The organism is Caballeronia sp. LZ065 (assembly GCF_031450975.1).
In the GTDB taxonomy this organism is placed as follows: Bacteria; Pseudomonadota; Gammaproteobacteria; order Burkholderiales; family Burkholderiaceae; genus Caballeronia.
Window position 1 is genome coordinate 1,200,492 of sequence record NZ_JARUXV010000002.1, and the last position, 18,807, is coordinate 1,219,298.

General features: G+C 64.9%; 20 protein-coding genes. 7 read left to right on the top strand and 13 right to left on the bottom strand.

All coding sequences use genetic code 11. The annotated features are described in order from the left end of the window. The first annotated feature begins 66 nt into the window (after positions 1–66). The 5 genes from QCE63_RS19575 to QCE63_RS19595 are packed head-to-tail and all read left to right on the top strand — an operon-like array spanning position 67 to position 4,608. Positions 67–840, top strand: a complete 774-nt coding sequence (locus QCE63_RS19575) for a class II aldolase/adducin family protein (protein ID WP_309835266.1) — start codon at positions 67–69, stop codon at positions 838–840. An 11-nt stretch (positions 841–851) separates the two neighbouring features. Beyond that, entirely contained in the window at positions 852–1,835 is a 984-nt protein-coding gene (locus QCE63_RS19580) for an aliphatic sulfonate ABC transporter substrate-binding protein (protein ID WP_309835268.1), read from the top strand. A 19-nt stretch (positions 1,836–1,854) separates the two neighbouring features. Further along, positions 1,855–2,670: an ABC transporter permease subunit gene (locus tag QCE63_RS19585; protein ID WP_309835269.1), complete on the top strand. Its 816-nt coding sequence runs from the start codon at positions 1,855–1,857 to the stop codon at positions 2,668–2,670. A gap of 3 nt (positions 2,671–2,673) precedes the next feature. Next, positions 2,674–3,396, top strand: coding sequence for an ABC transporter ATP-binding protein (locus tag QCE63_RS19590; RefSeq protein WP_309835270.1), 723 nt, complete (start codon positions 2,674–2,676; stop codon positions 3,394–3,396). A gap of 24 nt (positions 3,397–3,420) precedes the next feature. Next, positions 3,421–4,608 (top strand): acyl-CoA dehydrogenase, encoded by a 1,188-nt coding sequence (locus tag QCE63_RS19595; protein WP_309835271.1) that lies wholly within the window; start codon positions 3,421–3,423, stop codon positions 4,606–4,608. Positions 4,609–4,656: 48 nt separating this feature from the next. Here QCE63_RS19595 and QCE63_RS19600 read toward each other — a convergent pair whose 3' ends face one another. From QCE63_RS19600 to QCE63_RS19635, 8 genes are all read right to left on the bottom strand, one after another. Further along, complete coding sequence (locus QCE63_RS19600) at positions 4,657–5,955, bottom strand: NtaA/DmoA family FMN-dependent monooxygenase (protein WP_309835272.1); 1,299 nt, start codon at positions 5,953–5,955, stop codon at positions 4,657–4,659. Positions 5,956–5,969: 14 nt separating this feature from the next. Further along, complete coding sequence (locus QCE63_RS19605; RefSeq protein WP_309835273.1) at positions 5,970–6,719, bottom strand: acyl-CoA dehydrogenase family protein; 750 nt, start codon at positions 6,717–6,719, stop codon at positions 5,970–5,972. A 114-nt stretch (positions 6,720–6,833) separates the two neighbouring features. Beyond that, complete coding sequence (locus QCE63_RS19610; RefSeq protein ID WP_309835275.1) at positions 6,834–7,199, bottom strand: acyl-CoA dehydrogenase family protein; 366 nt, start codon at positions 7,197–7,199, stop codon at positions 6,834–6,836. Between the two features lie 19 nt (positions 7,200–7,218). Beyond that, positions 7,219–8,289 (bottom strand): ABC transporter substrate-binding protein, encoded by a 1,071-nt coding sequence (locus QCE63_RS19615; protein ID WP_309835277.1) that lies wholly within the window; start codon positions 8,287–8,289, stop codon positions 7,219–7,221. A 43-nt stretch (positions 8,290–8,332) separates the two neighbouring features. Continuing rightward, complete coding sequence (locus QCE63_RS19620; RefSeq protein WP_309835278.1) at positions 8,333–9,151, bottom strand: ABC transporter permease; 819 nt, start codon at positions 9,149–9,151, stop codon at positions 8,333–8,335. Beyond that, positions 9,148–10,053 carry an ABC transporter permease gene (locus tag QCE63_RS19625; RefSeq protein ID WP_309835279.1) on the bottom strand — a complete coding sequence of 302 codons (906 nt, stop codon included), beginning with the start codon at positions 10,051–10,053 and terminating at the stop codon, positions 9,148–9,150. Before QCE63_RS19625 ends, QCE63_RS19620 begins: the two co-directional genes overlap by 4 nt. Further along, on the bottom strand, positions 10,050–11,126 hold the full coding sequence (locus QCE63_RS19630) for an ABC transporter ATP-binding protein (protein ID WP_309835281.1): 1,077 nt from the start codon (positions 11,124–11,126) through the stop codon (positions 10,050–10,052). The genes QCE63_RS19625 and QCE63_RS19630 overlap by 4 nt, the downstream gene beginning before the upstream one ends. A 26-nt stretch (positions 11,127–11,152) precedes the next feature. Continuing rightward, complete coding sequence (locus QCE63_RS19635; RefSeq protein ID WP_309835283.1) at positions 11,153–12,520, bottom strand: LLM class flavin-dependent oxidoreductase; 1,368 nt, start codon at positions 12,518–12,520, stop codon at positions 11,153–11,155. Between the two features lie 241 nt (positions 12,521–12,761). Between QCE63_RS19635 and QCE63_RS19640 the strand changes: the two genes are divergently transcribed. Further along, positions 12,762–13,511 (top strand): SDR family oxidoreductase, encoded by a 750-nt coding sequence (locus QCE63_RS19640; protein WP_309835286.1) that lies wholly within the window; start codon positions 12,762–12,764, stop codon positions 13,509–13,511. A 10-nt stretch (positions 13,512–13,521) separates the two neighbouring features. Here QCE63_RS19640 and QCE63_RS19645 read toward each other — a convergent pair whose 3' ends face one another. From QCE63_RS19645 to QCE63_RS19665, 5 genes are all read right to left on the bottom strand, one after another. Next, positions 13,522–14,820 carry an FAD-dependent oxidoreductase gene (locus QCE63_RS19645; RefSeq protein ID WP_309835288.1) on the bottom strand — a complete coding sequence of 433 codons (1,299 nt, stop codon included), beginning with the start codon at positions 14,818–14,820 and terminating at the stop codon, positions 13,522–13,524. 37 nt (positions 14,821–14,857) lie between these two features. After that, positions 14,858–15,382 (bottom strand): DUF4142 domain-containing protein, encoded by a 525-nt coding sequence (locus tag QCE63_RS19650; protein ID WP_309835500.1) that lies wholly within the window; start codon positions 15,380–15,382, stop codon positions 14,858–14,860. A gap of 209 nt (positions 15,383–15,591) precedes the next feature. Beyond that, on the bottom strand, positions 15,592–16,326 hold the full coding sequence (locus tag QCE63_RS19655) for an LrgB family protein (protein WP_309835290.1): 735 nt from the start codon (positions 16,324–16,326) through the stop codon (positions 15,592–15,594). Continuing rightward, positions 16,323–16,694 (bottom strand): CidA/LrgA family protein, encoded by a 372-nt coding sequence (locus tag QCE63_RS19660; RefSeq protein WP_309835291.1) that lies wholly within the window; start codon positions 16,692–16,694, stop codon positions 16,323–16,325. The genes QCE63_RS19655 and QCE63_RS19660 overlap by 4 nt, the downstream gene beginning before the upstream one ends. A gap of 154 nt (positions 16,695–16,848) precedes the next feature. Further along, entirely contained in the window at positions 16,849–17,739 is an 891-nt protein-coding gene (locus QCE63_RS19665; protein ID WP_309835292.1) for a LysR family transcriptional regulator, read from the bottom strand. Positions 17,740–17,839: 100 nt separating this feature from the next. Here QCE63_RS19665 and QCE63_RS19670 point away from each other — a divergent pair, with 100 nt between their 5' ends. Continuing rightward, entirely contained in the window at positions 17,840–18,781 is a 942-nt protein-coding gene (locus QCE63_RS19670) for an AEC family transporter (protein ID WP_309835294.1), read from the top strand. The last annotated feature ends 26 nt before the right edge of the window (positions 18,782–18,807 follow it).

Genomic DNA, 18,807 nt, shown 5'->3' on the forward strand with positions numbered 1-18,807 from the left:
AGTGCCGCGCGCCAGCTTCATCGCGCGCGCGGCCGCACGATCCGTCACTGTAGGGAGTCCACACGCATGGCTGAAGCAGATCTTGCAGCGATTGAACACACTGGCCGCATCGATCTGGCCGCCGCGCATCGCATCGCGGTGATGCAGGACTTGCACGAAGGCATCGCCAATCATTTCTCACTGTCGCTGCCGAATCCGCGCGGACGCTTTCTGGTCGCGCCCTTCGGACGTCACTGGTCCGAGATCAAGGCGAGCGACTTCCTGACGCTCGACTACGATGCGCAGCGCATCGCGGGCGAAGGCGTGGTCGAGCAATCGGCGCTGTGCATCCATCTGCCGATTCATCACTCCGATCCGGTCCGGCACGCCGCCGTGCTGCATACGCACATGCCCTACACGACGGCGCTCACGCGTCTGGCCGATCAGCGTCTGCTGCCCATCGGTCAGGCGAAGTTGCTGTTGCTGCGCCATATCGCTTACGACGATGAATACAACGGCCTCGCCTACGACATCGACGAAGGCCGCCGCCTCGCAAGGCGGCTCGGCGACAAGAGCATCCTGTTCCTCGCGAATCACGGCGTGATCGTCACCGGTCGCAGTGTTTCGCAAGCCTACGACCGGCTCTATCTGCTCGAACGCGCGGCGCGCTTTCAGGTGCTCGCGTACTCCACCGGCAAGCCGCTGCGACTGCTCTCACAGGAGCAACAAGACCTCGTGCACCGTCAATACACCGAGCACGCACGCGAGGGCGCGGCGTGGTCCGGACGTCCCTATCACGTCGAACATTTCGAGGCCCTCAAGCGGCTCGTCGATCGACACAACCCTGGCTACGAACATTGAGCGACGACAGCATGACATCCAGACACGATCGACCCGCATCATTCAACCGTCGCAAGCTCGTGGCGGGCGGCCTCGCCGCCGCAGCGGGCTTCATGATCGGCGGCCCGGCGCGCGCCGCGACGGTGCTGCGCGTGGGCGACATGAACTCCATCGGCTGGAAGGCGTTTCTCGAAGCCTCCGGCGAAGCGAAGAATCTTCCGTATGAAATCGAATGGAGCAAGTTCCCCGCAGGCCAGCAGGAACTGCAAGCCTTCAATGCGGACGCGCTCGATGTCGGCCAGACCGGCGACGTCGTGTTTCTCTTCGCCTACGCCGCCGGCTGCCCGGCGCGCGCGGTCAGCGCCATCACGTTCGCGCCGAGCTTCATTCCGTTGCTCGCGCAACGCGATTCAGGCATCAAACGCGTGGCTGACCTGAAGGGCAAGAGGCTCGCGGTGAACGCGGGAGGCGGCCCCGAACTGATGACTTACGGCCTGCTGGAGAAAGCGGGCCTCAAGCGCAGTGACGTAAATATCGTGTTCCTCGATCCCACCGCAGCGAAACCGGCTTTCGCATCCGGCGCCGTCGATGCGTGGCTCACCTGGGCACCCTACTCCACGCTCGCGATCCAGCAGAACGGCGCCTATCCGATCGCCAATCTGAGTGACGTGCCGAACCTCTTCAGCGGCAACAACTTCCTGCTGGTTCACGAGAAAGCGGCGCGCGACAAGCGCGATGCGATCCGCGACTTCCTCGCCCGCAGCGAACGCGCGCAACGCTGGGCGCTCGCCAACGTGGATGCGGCAGCGGCTGCGCTCGTCAAGGACACGAAGCTCGATCCCGCCACCGCGCGTTCCCTGCTGGCCGATTTCAAGCCGACGCCCGCGCCGCTCAATGCAGACGTGCGCCGCGCGCTGCAACAGTCGGCTGACGGCTTCTATCGCTACGGAATGATCAAACAGTCGATCGGCAATATCAGCGCAGCCTTCGACGGACAACTTGCCACCACCGCCTGAACCTTCACGGAGATTCGTCATGTCTCATCCAACGATCGCCGTCGATGCGCCACGCGCGCCGCTCGCACGGCGCAGGCTGCGTGTTCGCTGGCAGCGCTTCGCGGTCCCTGCCGTACTGCTTCTCGCATGGGAGCTTGCCGCGACAACCGGCTTCGTCAGCGAGCGGCGCTTCTCGTCGCCTTCGCAGATCGCCGCGACGCTATGGCAACTCGGGGTCAGCGGCGAGCTGGGCATGCATCTGCTCGCGTCGCTGGCGCGTGCGGGCAGCGGACTGGCCATTGGACTCTCGCTCGGCGTGGCGCTCGCGCTGCTGTCGGGGCTGTCGCGACGCGGCGAAGACGCCGTTGATGCGCTCCTGCAAATGGCCCGCACCCTGCCGCACCTCGCGCTCGTGCCGCTGTTCATCCTGTGGTTCGGCATCGGCGAGACGCCGAAGATTGCGCTCGTTGCGCTCGGCTGCATGATCCCCGTGTATCTCAACCTGTTCTCAGGCATTCGCGGCGCCGACGCGAAGATCATCGAAATGGCCGGCACGCTCGGCCTCACGCGCACCGAACAGATCGTGCATATCGTGTTGCCGGGCGCGCTGCCTTCGTTTCTCGTCGGCCTGCGCTATTCGCTCAGCATCGCATGGCTCTCGCTGGTGGTGGGCGAGCAGATCAATGCGTCGAGCGGGATCGGCTATCTCGCGATCAACGCGCAGAACTTCATGCGCACCGACATCATCATGGCGTGCCTGCTGATCTACGCGCTGCTCGGTCTCTTCACCGACGCCCTCGTGCGCGCCGCCGAACGACGCTTGCTGGCATGGCGTCCCGCGGTCATCAAGGACTGAGTCATGGCGACCTACACCCCAACCGAACCGCTGATCCGCGTGCGTCAATTGACGCGGCGCTTCGGCGAGCACACTGTGCTGGACCGTCTGGATCTCGACATCGAAGCCGGCGCCTTCGTCGCCTTGCTGGGACGCTCCGGTTCCGGCAAGTCCACCTTGCTGCGCACGCTGGCCCGGCTCGACAGCGCACCTGCTGGCACCGTCCAGGTCCCCGACAAGCGCGCCGTCGTGTTCCAGGAACCGCGTCTGGTGCCGTGGAAGACAGTCGAACAGAATCTCGCGCTGGGTCTGCGCAAACCCGACGCACGCGCCGTGATTGCAGCGGCGCTGAAGGAGGTGGGCGTGGCGCACCGGCTGAATGCGTGGCCGCTGACGCTATCGGGCGGCGAAGCGCAACGCGTCGCGCTCGCGCGTGCGCTGGTCCGCGATCCGAAAGTCTGGCTGCTCGACGAACCCTTCGCCGCACTCGACGCGCTCACCCGCATCCAGATGCAGCGGCTGATTGCGAAGGTATCGAAGGCGCATGCCGCGACGGTCCTGCTCGTCACGCATGACGTCGATGAAGCGCTCTTGCTCGCGGACCGTGTGGTGATGCTGGAGCATGGCCGCATCGGCAGCGACATCGAGATCGATCTTCCGCGTCCACGCCGTCCTGCCGATCCCGCTTTCGCCGTCTTGCGCGAACGTCTGCTGGCCGCGCTCGGCGTAGCCGCTGAAACTGCCTGAAGCTCCTTTACTTCATTTGAAACCGTGACCACATCCCATCTCGAACTGAGTGATCTGCGCGCATTGCTGCCGTGGGTCGCCGAACAGGAAGCCACTCCGCATCGCGATACCGCCGCTTTCAAGGCAACGATGCAGCGCCTGAAGGACGCGCGTCTGGGCGCTTTGCGATTGCCGCGCGAACATGGCGGCGCGGGCATCACGCTCGTGCAGTTGTTCGACTTCGTCATCGATCTCGCCGCCGCCGATCCCAACGTCGCGCATGCGTTCCGCAATCCGCTGAACTTCGTCGAAGGTCTGTTGATTGATCGAACGCGCGTGCCCGTCTATGAGACCTTCATCGAACGGGTCGCGCGCGGCGAGACGTTCGGCGCGTCAGCGACGGAACTGGGCAAGCGCAACGTCGGCAACTTTGACTACGAGACCGCCGTCACGCACGGCCCGGACGGCCTGCGCCTCAACGGCAGGAAGTTCTACAGCACGGGCAATCTGTACGCGGACCATATTCACGTCTATGCCGTCGATGCGCAAGGCAAGCCGGTCAAGGTCGTTGTACCGGCTGCGCGCGAAGGCGTCCATATCGCGGATGACTGGGACGGCTTCGGCCAGCAGTTCACGGCGAGCGGAACGACCACGTACACCGATGTGCGCGTGGCGCCCGAAGAGATCATCGACAACGAAAACGTGACGAAGCTTCCTTATGTGGCGACGTTCGCGCAGTTGTATCTCTCGGCGGTGGTGGCGGGCGTGCTGCAACGCGTGGTCAAGGATGCCGCGCTGCTGCTCAAGTCGCGCGAACGCAACTTCTATCACGCGGTCGCGGAAGTGCCAGGCGACGATCCCTTGTTGCTGAGCGTGATCGGACGGCTTGAAAGCGTCGCGCATCTGGCGCGCGTCGGCGTGCTGGAAGCGACGCAATGGCTGGAACGCGGCTTCGCAAGCGCAGCTTCCGGCGATGTCTCGTCGCATGCGTTCGAACAGGCGGCCGCGAGCACGGCGAAGACCAAGGTCGTCATCGACGATCTGGCCATCCGTGCCGCCGGGGAGCTGTTCGAAGTGGGCGGTGCGTCGAGCACGCGCATCGGCAAGCGGCTCGACCGGCACTGGCGAGCATTGCGCACGGTGACCGCGCACAATCCGCTGATCTACAAGGCGCTGGCGATAGGCCGGCAAGCGACACACGACACGCCGTTGCCCAACCTGTCCTACTTCTGATCCTTGCAACGACGCCGGCGCAGGGCCGGCGTCTTCGCAACAACAACATCATCCCGCGCGCACGCGTTCACGCAGCGTCGCGTGCTCGTAGGTTTCGGGACGAAGACCGCGCCGCTTCAGTTCAGGCACGACAAGATCGACGAACTCGTCCATGCAGGCCGGCAGCGCATGCGTGATGCAGATGAAGCCATCGCCGCCGCCTTCGTCCAGCAGCGTCTGCAACTGGTCCGCCACCTCGGCCGCCGTGCCCACCACGTGCGGTCCCTGACCCGCCGCAAAATGCCGCGCAATCTCGCCGAGCGGCGTATCCGGCGCGAAGTCCTCGGTGATGGTCGCGAGATGCCCGCGTATGCCGCTCGTCCCGCCGATATCCGGAAACGGCGCGTTTGCATCGAAGCGCGAAAGGTCCGTGTTGAGAAACGCCGAGAGCATCGTCAAGCCCGCTTCTACCGTCACGTTGTCGCGGATCGCCTGCTGCTTCTGCAACGCTTCTTCGCGCGTCTGCCCGACGATCGGCACAATGCCCCACAGGATGCGCACGTCATCTACGTCGCGTCCGGCTTGCGTCGCTTCGCCCTTCACCTTGTCGACGAACTCCCGCATGCCGCGCGCCGAATGCCGCAAGCCGAACACGAGATCCGCGTGACGGCCCGCGAAGGCCGCGCCCGCACTCGACGATCCCGCCTGCGCGATCAGCGGCCTGCCCTGCGGCGAACGCGGCACGGTGAAGCGTCCGTGGCTCGAAAAGAACTCGCCGTCGAAGTTGATCTTCGCGACCTTCGATGGATCCGCGAACACGCCCGACGCACGATCCCCGACGATTGCATCCGGCTCCCAGCTATCCCATAGGGTCTGGCACAGGCGCAAATACTCGTCGGCACGGCGATAGCGCGTGTCGTGCTCATCGAGTGCCTGGCCGAATTGGCGTGCTTCCGGCTCGCCGGCTGTCGTGACGAGGTTCCAGCCAACGCGCCCTTCGGTCAGATGATCGAGCGTGGCGAACTGGCGCGCGACCCAGTACGGCGGCAAGAAAGCGGTGCTCAAGGTCGTGATAAGCCCGACATGCTGCGTCACACGCGCCATGATTGAAACCAGCGGCAACGGATCGTGACGCGGACACTGCACGGCCCAGCGCAGCGTGTCGTCGCTGTCGCCGCGATAGGTTTCGTAGATGGAGTAGGAATCGGACAGAAAGATCGTGTCGATGCCGCCGCGTTCCGCCGTGCGCGCGACATGCTCCCAATACGGCGCCCGATCATAACGATAGCCTTGGAACGAGCGCGGCAGCCGCCATTGCCCGACCGTATGCGGCGACGCCGAATGCGAAAGAAAGAATGCCAGCAGCACGGTCCGCCTCCTTGTCAGCGCGTGGACACATTGGGACGCTCGACGCCCAGCACATGCCGCGCAACGATGCCCTTCTGCTTGTCGACGGAATCGTGCAGCGAGAGCGTGCGTGCATTGCGCCAGTGCCGGTCCGCCGCCACGCTGCGAGTGGCCGAGCGCGCGCCGCCAATCTGGAACAGGCGCGAGCCCGCTTCGATCGAACTGCCGCTCGCATGCACCTTGGCCTGATACACAGCGACGAAAACATCGGCGATATCCGCTTCGCCGCGTGTGAAGGCGTCCATCTTGCGCGCCGCCTCGGCAATCAGCGCACGGCTCGCCGTAAGCGCGATGCGCACATCCGCGACATGCGCCTGGAGCGCCGGTTCCTCGGCCGCACGCGCATAACCGTTGGTCGGCTTCTGCACGTGATGGATGAAATGCAGCGTGTCGTCGAGCGCCGCTTCGCCGATGCCCGCGAGGATCGCCGCGAAGCCGAGTTGATAGAACGGCGCGAAGATGGCCGCCGCCGGCACGTTGGCCGGATTGCCGACGATCTGCCGCGCATCGACGATCGTTTCGTCGACAATCAATTTGCCGCTGGTCGTCGAACGCTGACCGATGCCGTCCCACGTATCCAGCACGCGTACCGCTTCATGCCCGCGCGGCAGCACCACCAGCACGGACTCGGGCGGACGGTTCGGGTCGGCGCTCACCGTCGCGCACTGGAACAGCGCGAAGCCGCAGCCCACCGAGCCCGTCGCGAAGGCCTTCTCTGCTTTCACGCGCCAGCGGCCATCGACGAGACGTTCGGCGCTGGACTTGATGTTGATGCGCTTGTTGTCGTAAGTGAAGCGCTCGTCCGGTTCGGCGGCCGTGAAGCAGAAAGTCGCGCCTTGCTAGCGCACCGCCTGCGCCACTTCATCGACCAGCGCGGTTTTGCCCAGTAGTTCGAGCGAGAACAGCGCGCCCGTCTGCACGGTGAACAACTGCGCCGTGTTGCTGCACGCACGGGCGATTGCGGTGACGGTATCGAAGTAATGCGCGAAGCTCGTCGTGCGGCCGAAGTCCGCACCGCCGCGTGCGCTCGACAAGCCCGCGGCAAGCAGACCGGCTTCATGCAGCGTGCGAATCTGCTCGTAAGGATAAGACGCGGCTTCGTCCACTTGCGCCGCACGTTGTTTCAGCAGCGGCGTCGCTACGTCGAGCGCGCGTTGCAGGCGCGCAGGAACATCGTCGAAATGTGCGGGGTCGATCTGGTTCATCGCCATGCTCCTCGTCTTGTTAGCGGCCCGACACGATGGTCCGGTTCCACAGGTCCTGCGCGCGTTCATGCGCGGCCCAGAACTTGTCCCAGTTCGGGTGATAGAGCGTCTTGGCCTGCTCGGGCTTGTAGATGAGCTTGGCGGCCAGTTGCGCATCGCCGTCGATGACCGGCGTCAACAGGCGATTGGTCGGGCCGTAATAGAAGTCCGTGGCATTGCCGAGCTGATACAGCGCGCCATAAATCTCGTTGAGGAACTGCGCGGCGAGTTCCGGATGCGGCGTGCCCTTCACGATATCCGCCGTCGAGGCGAACGCAATCGAGCCTTCTTTCGGACGCACCGCGCGCGCGGGCTTGTAAGCGTCCTGCAGCGCATACGCGCGGCCGTCGGCGATGACGGTCAGCCAGATGTCGCCCGACTTGATGAGCTGTTCCGCCTGTTGCGAGGTCTGCCAGAAGGTGCGCGCCTTGACCTTCGCAATCTCGGCAACGGCCTTGTCGAGATTGCCTTCGTCGCCGCCATTGAGACGCGAGGTTTCGATCAGCAACGCGCGCCCCGCGCCGTTCGCGAGATCGGGCAGCGCGACATGTCCCGCGAGCTTCGGGTTCCACAGATCCTTCCACGAGGTCGGCGCGGGAATGCCCGCTTGCGCGAACTTGTCCGCGTTGTAGACGAAGATCGCCGACACGAAGTCGAAGTCCGGGCCATAGCCTTGCGCGTTCTTCGCTTCGTCGAAGGCGAAGCGCGTGTTCGGCACCTTCGCCGGATCGAACTTCTGCAGCACGCCCGCCTTGATGGCCTGCGCGCGCACGTCGCCATCGAGCAGCACGATGTCATACGGCACGTTGCGGCCGTTGGCGGCAATCAGCTTGGCGACGTGATCGATCGACGCGCCGTCGATGAACTGCACTTTCACGCCGGTCTTGTTGGTGAAGATGTCGCCCGCATACTTGATCTGCGTCTGCGTGGACTTGCCGCCCCACGACGACACGCGCAACACGACGTCCTTCTGGTCGGCGCCTTGCGCCTGCGCGACGCACGTGAAGAGAGAGGCGGTCAGCGCCAACGCGAGTTTGCCGAATACTTTCAAAATGAGCCTTTCGTTTATGAGCGGATGGATGGATGAAGCGCGCTCAGCGCCGGGAAAACAGGCGTTCGAGACGGAAGAAGCGGTTGAGCACGAGCGCGAGCACCGCCCAGAAGGCGACGATCAGCGTGGACAGCGCGGTGATGGCGTTGTCGAACTCGACTTCCATCGCGTTGAAGAGCTTGACGGGCAGAGTCGGGCGGCTCGGATCGCCCATGAACCACGCGACCACGACATCGTCGAAAGAGAGGACGAACGCGAACAACATGCCTGCGATCACACCCGGCGCGATGAGCGGCGCTGTAATGCGCCAGAACACTTGCCACGGCGTGGCGCCGAGGTTTTGCGCGGCTTCGTCGAGCGCGATGTCGTAGTGCGCAAAGCTGGCGATCACGGCGCGGACCACGAGCGGCAATGTGAAGACGGCCTGCATCCACACGATCGCGGCCGTGGTCCCGTTCAGCCCGATGTCCTGGAACTGCGCGGCCAGCATGAAGAACTTGAAGCCCGCCACCGCGATGACGATGGTCGGCACGCCAAGCGGCGCGACACACAGTGCATTGACAAGGCCGCGTCCCGCGAAGCGCCCGCGCACGATCGACAGCGCAAGGGGCACGCCGAGCACAGTAGCAAGCGCCGTAGTCGCCGCGCCGAGCCAGACGCTGTACCGCAGCGCGTCGTACCAGCCGGGCGCGATGCCGCGATACCAGGCGAGCGTCCAGTCGCTAGGCGGAAACGCGAGCGCGCCGCTCTTCGAGAACGATGCACCGACGATGCCGACGAACGGCAGCAGCAGGAACACCGGCACCGCGAATATGGCGATACGCAGCAGCCATTTCGGCAGAAAGGAAGCGACGGCGTTCATGTGCGCGCTCCGCTCACGCGCAGCGCGAGCCACATCGACGCGAGCGCGGCGAACATCGTGAGCATGGCGGCGGTGGAGCCGACCGGATAGTTGAGCACGTTATGCATCTCTTGATCGATATAGAGCGCCATGAACATCACGCGATGCCCGCCGAGGATTCCCGGCGTCACCAGCGCGCTGATCGCGGCCATGAAGACCATCGACGCACCCGCTGCGAGTCCGGGCCGGCACAGTGGCAGCACCACGCGCGCGAAAGCTTGCGCGGGCGTCGCGCCGAGATTGATGGCGGCCTCTTCGAGCGCCGGATCGATCTTGCGGATCGCGCCCGTCAGCATCAGCACCATGAAGGGAAACTCCACATGCACCATGCCGATCAGCGCGCCGGTGGTGTTGAAGATCCATTCGAGCGGCGTTTTGATCACGCCGAGCGCGAGCAGCACGCTGTTGAGCATGCCGTGTTCGGTCAGCACCGGAATCCAGCCGAGATTGCGGATCACCGCGCTGATGAGCAGGGGCAGGACGGTGACGAAGAGCATCGGTGTGCGCCAACGTGAGTGCGTGCGCGCGAGCCAGTAGCTGAACGGAAAGCCGCCCACCGCGCAGATCAGCGCGGTCAATGCGCCGAAGCCCAGCGTATCGAGCAGGATGTGCAGGTAGTACGCGTCCGACAGGAAGCGCACGTAGTTCGCGAGGGTCCAGGCTTCATCAACACGTCCCAGCGAGCCGCCGCCATGCAGCGACAGCACCAGCAGATAGCCGAGCGGCGCCACGAAGAACACGCCGAGGAACGCGAGTCCCGGCAAGGCGAGCGCGCCATAGGCCGCCTGCCGCCGACGTTCGAGGGAGGGTTGCGCCGCCGCAGGGCCGAGGTCCGCTGTGACGAGCAGCGTGTCGTCGCTCATGCGGGCACCTCGTCATGCAGCAGGACGCCGTCAGCGCGATCCCAGCCCAGCGCGACATGCTCGCCGGGAGCGGGCGCGGCGCGGCCCGTGGTGCGCACGATAAGCGGATCGCCCGCGGACGTGCGGACTTCGAGATACCAGCCGTCGCCGGCATAGGTCGCCAGTTCGACGCGGCCCTGCACGCGATTCGCCGCGCCCTCGCCCAGGATGATGCGTTCCGGCCTGAGCGCCAGCAGCAGCGGATCGCCAGGATGGGGCGCAGGGCGGCCTTCGAGATCGACCTCAAAGGTTTCAGAGGACTTCGCGCGCACATGCAAAAGGCCGTCGGCATCCACGTGCGACGCGGCGACTTCGAGCAGATTGATCTTGCCGATGAAACTCGCGACATGGCGATCCACCGGCCGGTCATAGAGTTCCTGCGGCGAACCGATCTGGCCTATGACTCCCTGTCGCATCACCACAATGCGATCCGAAAGACTGAGCGCTTCGTTCTGATCGTGCGTGACGAAGATCGTCGTGATGCCGACTTCGCGCTGGATGCGCTTGATCTCGGCCTGCAATTCCTCGCGCAGTTTCTGGTCGAGCGCGCCGAGGGGTTCGTCGAGCAGCAGCACGCGCGGATTGATGACCAGCGCCCGCGCCAGCGCGACGCGCTGTTTCTGTCCGCCCGACAGTTGCTCCGGATAGCGATCCGCATAGCCGGACAGTCGCACCAGCGCGAGCGCCTCGGCCACGCGCGCTCGGATCTCCTTGCTCGCCAGCTTGCGGATGCGCAGGCCGAACGCGAGATTCTGCGCCACCGTCAGATGCGGAAACAGCGCGTACTGCTGGAACACCATGCCCGTGTTGCGCCGGTGCGCGGCCACACGCGTCACGTCATCGCCGCCGATATGCACCGACCCCGCATCCGGCTGCACGAAGCCGGCGACCATGCGCAGGCAAGTGGTCTTGCCGCATCCGCTCGGGCCGAGCAGCGTGAGGAATTCGCCGTCGCGCACGGCGAGCGAGACCGTATCGACGACGGGTGCGCCGTCATAGCGCTTAACGACGTTATGCAGCTGGACAGTTGCCATGATGAATCCTTGTCAGCGCGACGCGTTCAAATCGCGCGATAACGCGCGCCCGGATGGGTGTCGCGCAGATGCGGCCCACGTCCCGCGAACAGCTTTTCGCGCAAGGTGCCTTCCGCGTATGCCGTGCGATAGCGTCCCCGGTTCTGCAACTCGGGCACCACCAGATCGACGAAGGCATGCAGGCTTTCCGGCATCACGGTACGGCGCAGATTGAAGCCGTCGACGCCGGTTTCATCGGCCCAGGCGATGAGCTGATCGGCCACCTCGGCGGGACTGCCGACGATGAACGGCCCGCGCCCGCCCGTCTGATCGAAGTGCGTCATGTCGCGCGGGGTGATGGGCCGCCCGGCCCGTTTCGTCAGATTCTCGACCGTCGATTGCAGCGCGTTGCTCTTCACATAGCGGATCGGTTCGTCGAGGTCCATGGCCGCGAAGTCGATGCCGGTCCATCCCGACACCAGCGCCAGCTGGCCGAGCGTATCGACGTATTCCGCGTATTCGGCGTGCAGTTCGCGTGCTTCCTGCGACGTGCGCGCCACCACCACGGTCGCGCCGAGATAGAGCAGCAGGTCGTCGGCGGCGCGACCGGCTTCGACGGCTTGCGCGCGAATGTCACGCGCCGCAGCCGCGACAATGGCAGGCGTCTGGCCTTCGAGGAATACGCACTCGGCATGCTTGCCCGCGAACGCCTTGCCGCGTCCGGACGCGCCGGCCTGATACAGCACCGGCGTGCGTTGCGGCGAGGGCTCGACGAGATTGAAGCCATCGACGCGGAAATACGGCCCTTCATGTTGCACACGGCGAATCCGCGACGGGTCCGTATAAGGCTTGCCCGCGCGCTTGTCGCGCACCACGGCGCCTTCCAGCCAGCTTCCTTCCCATAGCTTGTACGCGGCTTCCAGGAAGTCCTCGCCGGCCGCATAGCGTTCGTCGTGCTCGCGCGCCTTGTCGAGTCCCATACCGCGCGCCGCGCTCTCCAGATAGCCCGTGACGACGTTCCATCCCGCGCGTCCGCCGGTCAGGTGATCGAGCGTCGAGAAACGCCGCGCGAACTGATACGGATGCTCGTAAGTCAGGTTGGCCGTCACGCCGAAGCCCAGGTGCTTCGTCGCATGCGCCATCGCGGGGACGGTCAGCAGCGGATCGTGTGAAGGCGATTGCGCGGCGGAGAACAGCGTGGCGTCCACGCCGCCGCCGTAGACATCGTAGATGCCGAAGACATCCGCGAGAAACACGCCGTCGAACAGGCCGCGCTCGGCGGTCTGCGCCAGCTCGACCCAGTAGCCGAGCGTGTTGTGTTCGAGCGAGCGGTCGCGCGGATGCCGCCAGAATCCGGCCCACGAATGCGCCGGGGCATTCATGTGGAACGCGTTGAAATGCAGATGTGTGGTCATGTGCGGGCCTGCGGCCAGTGGTCAGCGCCGACGAATGCGGAGCCATACAGACTAGGAGGGCGTGGGCCATGGACCAACCAAGTTTGTCTGCTAAGGAAAGCGTGTCGCGGCTGCATTAAGCATCGCAAGCCGGATGGATAACTTTGTCACGCGACGCTCGGAAGCTTTCGCGAAATCATCCGTTGGTTCGGCTTGTGTGAAGAAGCACCATGGCAGGCTTTCAGCCACGGTGACTTCAACCATGTCCAGTCAGGATCAGGAACACTTCAAAGAGCGCGTGTACTGGGTCACGGGCGCATTCGGCGCGCTCGGCGCGGCCACCGTGCGGCGGCTCGCTGAGGCGGGCGCGCATGTGGTGGCGTCATCGCGTCATGTCGACGACACGCTGTTCGCCGACTTGCCGCGCGTCGTGCCCTTGTCGGTCGATGTCGCCGACGATACGCGCGTGCGCGAAGCATTCAGGCAGATTGAAGAGCGCTTCCAGCGTCTGGACGGCCTTGTGCTGAGCACGAATGTCGGCGCGTTTGGCGACTTCCTCGACGTCACCGACGCCGACTGGCAACGCGTCATCGATGCGAAGCTGCTCGGTTCCGTGCGGCCCATACGCGCTGCGCTGCCGCGCTTCATTGCGCAGGGCAAGGGGGCGATCGTCGCGATCTCGGGGCGCGGCGGCATCGCGCCGCCGCCGAATCATTTTCCGGGTTCGAGCGTGAATGCAGCCCTCGATCTGCTCGTGCAGGGACTCGGGCGCAAGTACGGGCCGCATGGCGTGCGCGTCAACGCCGTCGCGCCGGGGCCGATCCAGTCGCCGCGTTTCGCGTCGATGGCGTCGGGACAGACCGACACAGAACCCACGCGCCTCACCGCGCTCGATGGCCCCGGCACGCCGGAAGACGTCGCGGCGGCGGTTGCTTATCTGTTGTCGGATGAAGCGCGCTTCGTCACCGGGACGCGGTTGTATGTGGATGGCGGCGGGCCGCCTTATGCTTGATGCTTGAGGGTCAGCCGGCGAAGCGCGACATCGAGAAAGGATCGAGTTCAGGCGCGGGTTCGCCGTGGATCGCCTTCGCCAGCAGACGCCCGGTGGTCGCGGAACCCGTCAATCCGAGGTGCCCGTGACCGCATGCGAGCCATAGCCCGGCGTGACGCGCCACGGCGCCGAGCACGGGCATCGAGTCAGGCATGCAGGGCCGATGGCCCATCCAGGTGCTCGATCCACCGAGCAGATCGAGCGACGGCAAGCCTTCCTTCGCATGCCGCGCCAGCAACGCCGCGCGACGCGGATTCGCTTCCTTCACCAGTCCGCCGAATTCCACCGTGCCCGCGATGCGCAGGCCGGTGTCCATCGGCGTGATGAACACCTTGCGGTCGGTCAGCACGATGGTGCGGGACAGGCGCGTGCCGCTCTCCGGTACGTGGACGTGATAGCCGCGTTGCGATTCCAGCGGAACACGCACGCCAAGCGGTGCGAGCAAGTGCGTGGACCAGGCGCCCGCTGCGACGACTACATCACGCGCGAACAGTGTCGAATCGTCCGCGAGTGTCAGCGCCCAGCCTTGCGCGTCGGGACGCAATGCCTTCACTTCCGTGCGGCTGAAACTCGCGCCCGCCTGCACGAGGGCGCGTGCAATCGCCAGCGCATAGCCATGCGGGTTGAGCACCGAGTGATCGTTTTCCACGAACAGGCCCAGCGTGTAGTCCGGTGAAACGTCCGGCTCCGTCTCCTGAATCTCGCCGCCCGACAAACGCTTGAGCTTCGCGCCATGTTCGGTCTTGAGCGCCCAGCCGAGTGCGTCCTTGGCCAATTGCGCATCCGACCGGTAGAGATGCAGTTGCCCCGTCGTCCGCAGGCCGGCGGCATAACCGACCTCTTCCGCAAGTTGACGGTGATCCGCTTCGGCCCTGTCGAAGAATGCGCTCAGCGAGCCTGCAATCTCGCGCACACGGCTTTCGCCCGCCGAGCGCACGAAGCGCCAAAGCCAGCCCGCTGCATGGGGCAAGTAGGACGGCGGGAGACAGAGCGGGCCGTCTTCGTCACGCAGCATCGTCATGGCGTTCTTCAGCACGCCCGGCATGGCGAGCGGCGCGACAGAATGATAAGAGAGCGCACCGGCATTGCCCATCGAACATTGCGACGCGGGCTCGGCACGATCGATCAGCGTGACGCTGCGGCCCCGCTTGCGCACGTGATGCGCGACCGCGAGGCCCACAATGCCTGCGCCGATGACGGCGACGTCAGTGGAAACGGAAGATGAAGGCGTGCTGGGCATCGAAGAGAAAGAGGTGAACGCGGCGATCAAGACTCTAGCATCGACGCGTCACCCTCACGGCTCCGACTTACTGCATGCCCTTCGTTGCCGCGAGGTCCTGCGCCATCTTCAGATGCTTCTGGATCGTGGGCAGCGCCTTTTGCGCGGCCTTCTTGAGATCCGCGTTCTGGCCTTCCTGCGCTTCCTTCTGGAATGCAGCGACGGCCTTCTCATGCCCTTCCACGCCGACCTTCTGGACATACATCTTGTCGAACTCCTTGCCCTTCAGCGGCTTGAGGGCATCGATCACCGAGGTATCCGAGTTGTCCTTCGGCACCGCGACGCCATGCGGCGCGGCCATCTTGAGCTGCAAGGTCAGCTTTGTATGGTCGATCATCATGTGATGCGCGAAGTTCTTCACGTCCTTGTCCTGCGATTGCTTCGTAGCGAGCTTGGCGGTATCGATCTCCGTGGAACTGGATTGGCTGGCGGCCTGGACAAACGCCTTGTCGACCTCCGGCAGATCGTTTGCCTGCGTGGTGCTGGCGGCTTGCGTTTGTGCCAGGGCTGCGAGCGGCGTCATGCCGATCAGCGCGGAAGCACACAAGGTCATCAGGGCGGGGCTGGTTTTCATGAGAGTCTCCTCGATTGAACATTCACATTGGTTCTGATGCAACAGCAATGGGAATGCCACGTCGCCTGCACCGCGCCCGCTTGCCTGCACAAAAAAAGCCCGCTGAAACACCGCGGGCCAATGCCATCTCACCGTCACGTCCCGGAGCAGGGACACGCAACATCAAGCAACGCGCGGACCTGCCCGCTTCAAATCAGCCGCGACAGAAATGGCAACAGCACCGGCACGACGAACGCCGTCAGAATCCCGTTCAATCCCATTCCGAGTCCCGCGAACGCGCCCATCTCCTCGCTGACCTGAAACGCGCGCGCCGTGCCAATCCCATGCGATGCCACGCCCAATGCGAAACCGCGCGCCTCGACCTCGGTCACGCGCAGCAGGTTGAGCAGACCTCGCGCAATCACCGCGCCGAACACGCCCGTCGTGATGACCAGCACCGCCGTCAACGAAGGCACGCCGCCTATCTCCTTCGCAACCGCCATCGCGATGGGCGTCGTTGCCGACTTGGGCGCGAGCGAAGCGATCGACTGATGCGATGCGCCGAGCAGCTTCGCCACCGCCACCGCCGAGACGATCGCCGTCAACGAACCCGCCACGAGACTGACGACGATGGGTATCGCCAGCCGCTTCAGATTCGGCAACTGGCGATAGAGCGGCAGCGCCAGCGCAACAGTCGCGGGTCCGAGCAGGAAGTGCACGAACTGGGCGCCGTCGAAGTAGGTGTCGTAGGGCGTAGCACTCGTCTTCAGCACGACGACGACGATCGCCACGGCAATGAGCACCGGATTCGCAAGCGGATTGAAGCGGCACGCAGCATAGATGCGCTGCGCGATCAGGTAGGCGAGCAGCGTAATGGTGAGTCCCAGCAGCGGCGTAGCCGCGAGGTAGACCCAGATTGCGCCGAAACGGGGAGTCGGAATCACGCGCGTCCTCCTGTCGGGCCGGAAAGACGGCGTTGACGCCGCAGCATCGCGCGCATGACGAGCGCGGTAACCGTGATGGCCAGCGCAGTGCTGATCGCAACCGAGAGCACGACGGCCAGCACATCGCCACGCAGCGCGCCCGCCGACACCATGATGCCGACGCCCGCCGGCACGAACAGCAGCGACAGATGCCGAAGCAGTTCGAGCGCGGTGCCTTCGAGCGCGGCGGCTTGCGCGGGACGCAGCGTCATCCAGACGAGCAACAGCAGCATGCCGACCACGGGGCCGGGAACGGGAAGGTGGAAGAGATAGGCGAGCCCTTCTCCGAGACACTGGAAGACGAGCAGAGTGGCGATGGCGGCAAGCATGATGAGGAGCCTCGGGCATGGGATAGGTCGTGAACCTGTCCCGCGCTCGGCGCATGCGCGGCATGCACGGCAACACGCACGTGGCGGCCGCACCGGCCGAATGCGGGGCGATCATTCTACTGCCGCGAGCGCGTTGCGGCCCTCGCGCACGAAGTCAGTCCGCAGAGACCTCCTGCCCCTGCACCAACTCGATAAACCGCTTCAGGCAGGGATTGCGGTTTGCGCGCGACCACACGAGCACCTGCTCGACGCACGGCGCATCGACGAGTTCGCGGAACACGACGCCGGCCAGCCTCGCCTTGCTCATCGAACGCGGCACGAGCGCCACGCCCGCTTCCTCATTGACGAGGCTCAGCACGGTCTGCTGCAATTGCACCTCGAAGCCGACGACAGGCTCGAACCCACCCGAACGGCAATGCTGATCGATGACCGCTCTGAACTTGGGCGCCACCTCCTCCATGGCGAGCACGAAGGTTTCTTCCGCGAGCTGCGCGATCTTTATGCGCCGCTGTTTCGCGAGCCGATGCCCGCGCGGCAGCGCCACGCACAACGGCTCCGAGAAGATGGTCTCGGTCGTCAGGCTCTTGTCGAAGATGCCGGGAAACATGATGGCCGCGTCCAGACTGCCATCGACGACCCGTTGCGACAGATCGTTTGATACGACCTCGCGAAGACTCACATCGACATCGGGACAGGCCACGCTGAAGCGGCGCGCATAACCGGGCACCACGCTATAGGCGGCGCACATCGTGAAGCCCAGCGACAACGCGCCCGCCGTGCCCGCCGCCGCCGCCCGGCAGTTCGTCTGCGCCTGTTCCAGCGCGGCGAGCACGGCTTTCGCATCGACGTAGAAGCGCTCACCGGCGGCCGTCAGCGTCACGCCGCGCGGCCCGCGTTCGATCAGCCTCACGCCCAGTTCCTTTTCGAGCGCGATCAACTGCCGGCTGAGCGGCGGCTGCGACAGGTGCAGCCGCGCCGCTGCCCGCCCGAAATGCCGCGTCTCAGCGAGAACCACGAAGTAGCGCAAACGCTTGAAGTCGATCATCGATGCAAAAAAGGTTTCGAAGGGGGTCGAAGACGGTATTGGATTGTATCGTCCCTAGGGATTACCCTTGTTTCGTTCTTTCTTTCTCGATAACTGCATCATGCTTTCGACGCTTGGGATCCTGCTTCCCGTCTTCGCGCTCATCCTGGCGGGCTTTGTCTGCCGCAGGCGCGGCGTGCTTGGCCCCACTGCCGCATCCGAACTCAACCGCTTCGTGGTCTGGCTGGCCTTGCCTGCACTGTTGTTCAACACGATGGCGCATGCCACGTGGAAGCAACTCGATCAACCTGCGTTCATCGCGGTATTCAGCATTGCCGGGGGCGTGACGTTCCTGCTGATCCTCGCTTACCGGATGATCGGCGGCCTGCACCTCGCGGACGCAAGCATCGACGCCATCGCAGGCGCCTATCCGAACACCGGCTACGTGGGCTTTCCGTTGTGCCTCATGGCATTCGGCCCGGAGAGCCTGACGCCGACCACCATCGCCACCATCCTGATTGCGTGCGTGTTGTTCGCCATTGCGATCGTGCTGATTGAACTGAGTCTGCAAGCCGAGCGGCGGCCGCACAAGCTCGCGAGCAAAGTGCTGGTTTCGCTGGGCAAGAATCCGTTGATCGTCTCGCCGCTGGCGGGCGTCTTGTTCTCGGCCGCGCATGTCGCGCTGCCCGACAGCGTGGTCGCGTTCCTCAAGCTCCTGAGCGGCGCCGCGAGTCCCTGCGCGCTGGTCAGTCTTGGGCTGTTTCTCGCCGAGCGCAGGGCCGCGGTCGCCACACAACGCAGCGCGCTGCTTCTGACAGGCACCAAGCTGCTCCTGCAACCCGCGCTTGCATGGTGGCTGGCCGCGCGCGTCTTCTCGATGCCAACGCCGATGGTCAACATGACGCTCGTGCTCGCCGCTTTGCCCACGGGCACGGGGCCATTCATGCTCGCGGAGTTCTATCGACGGGAAGCGCAGGTGACGTCGCGCACGATCCTCTTCACCACGCTGGCCTCGCTCGTCACGCTTTCGATCATCCTCGTGTACGTTCGGTCGGGCGCTTAGTGCGCTGAGGCGTCACCTTCACTCGC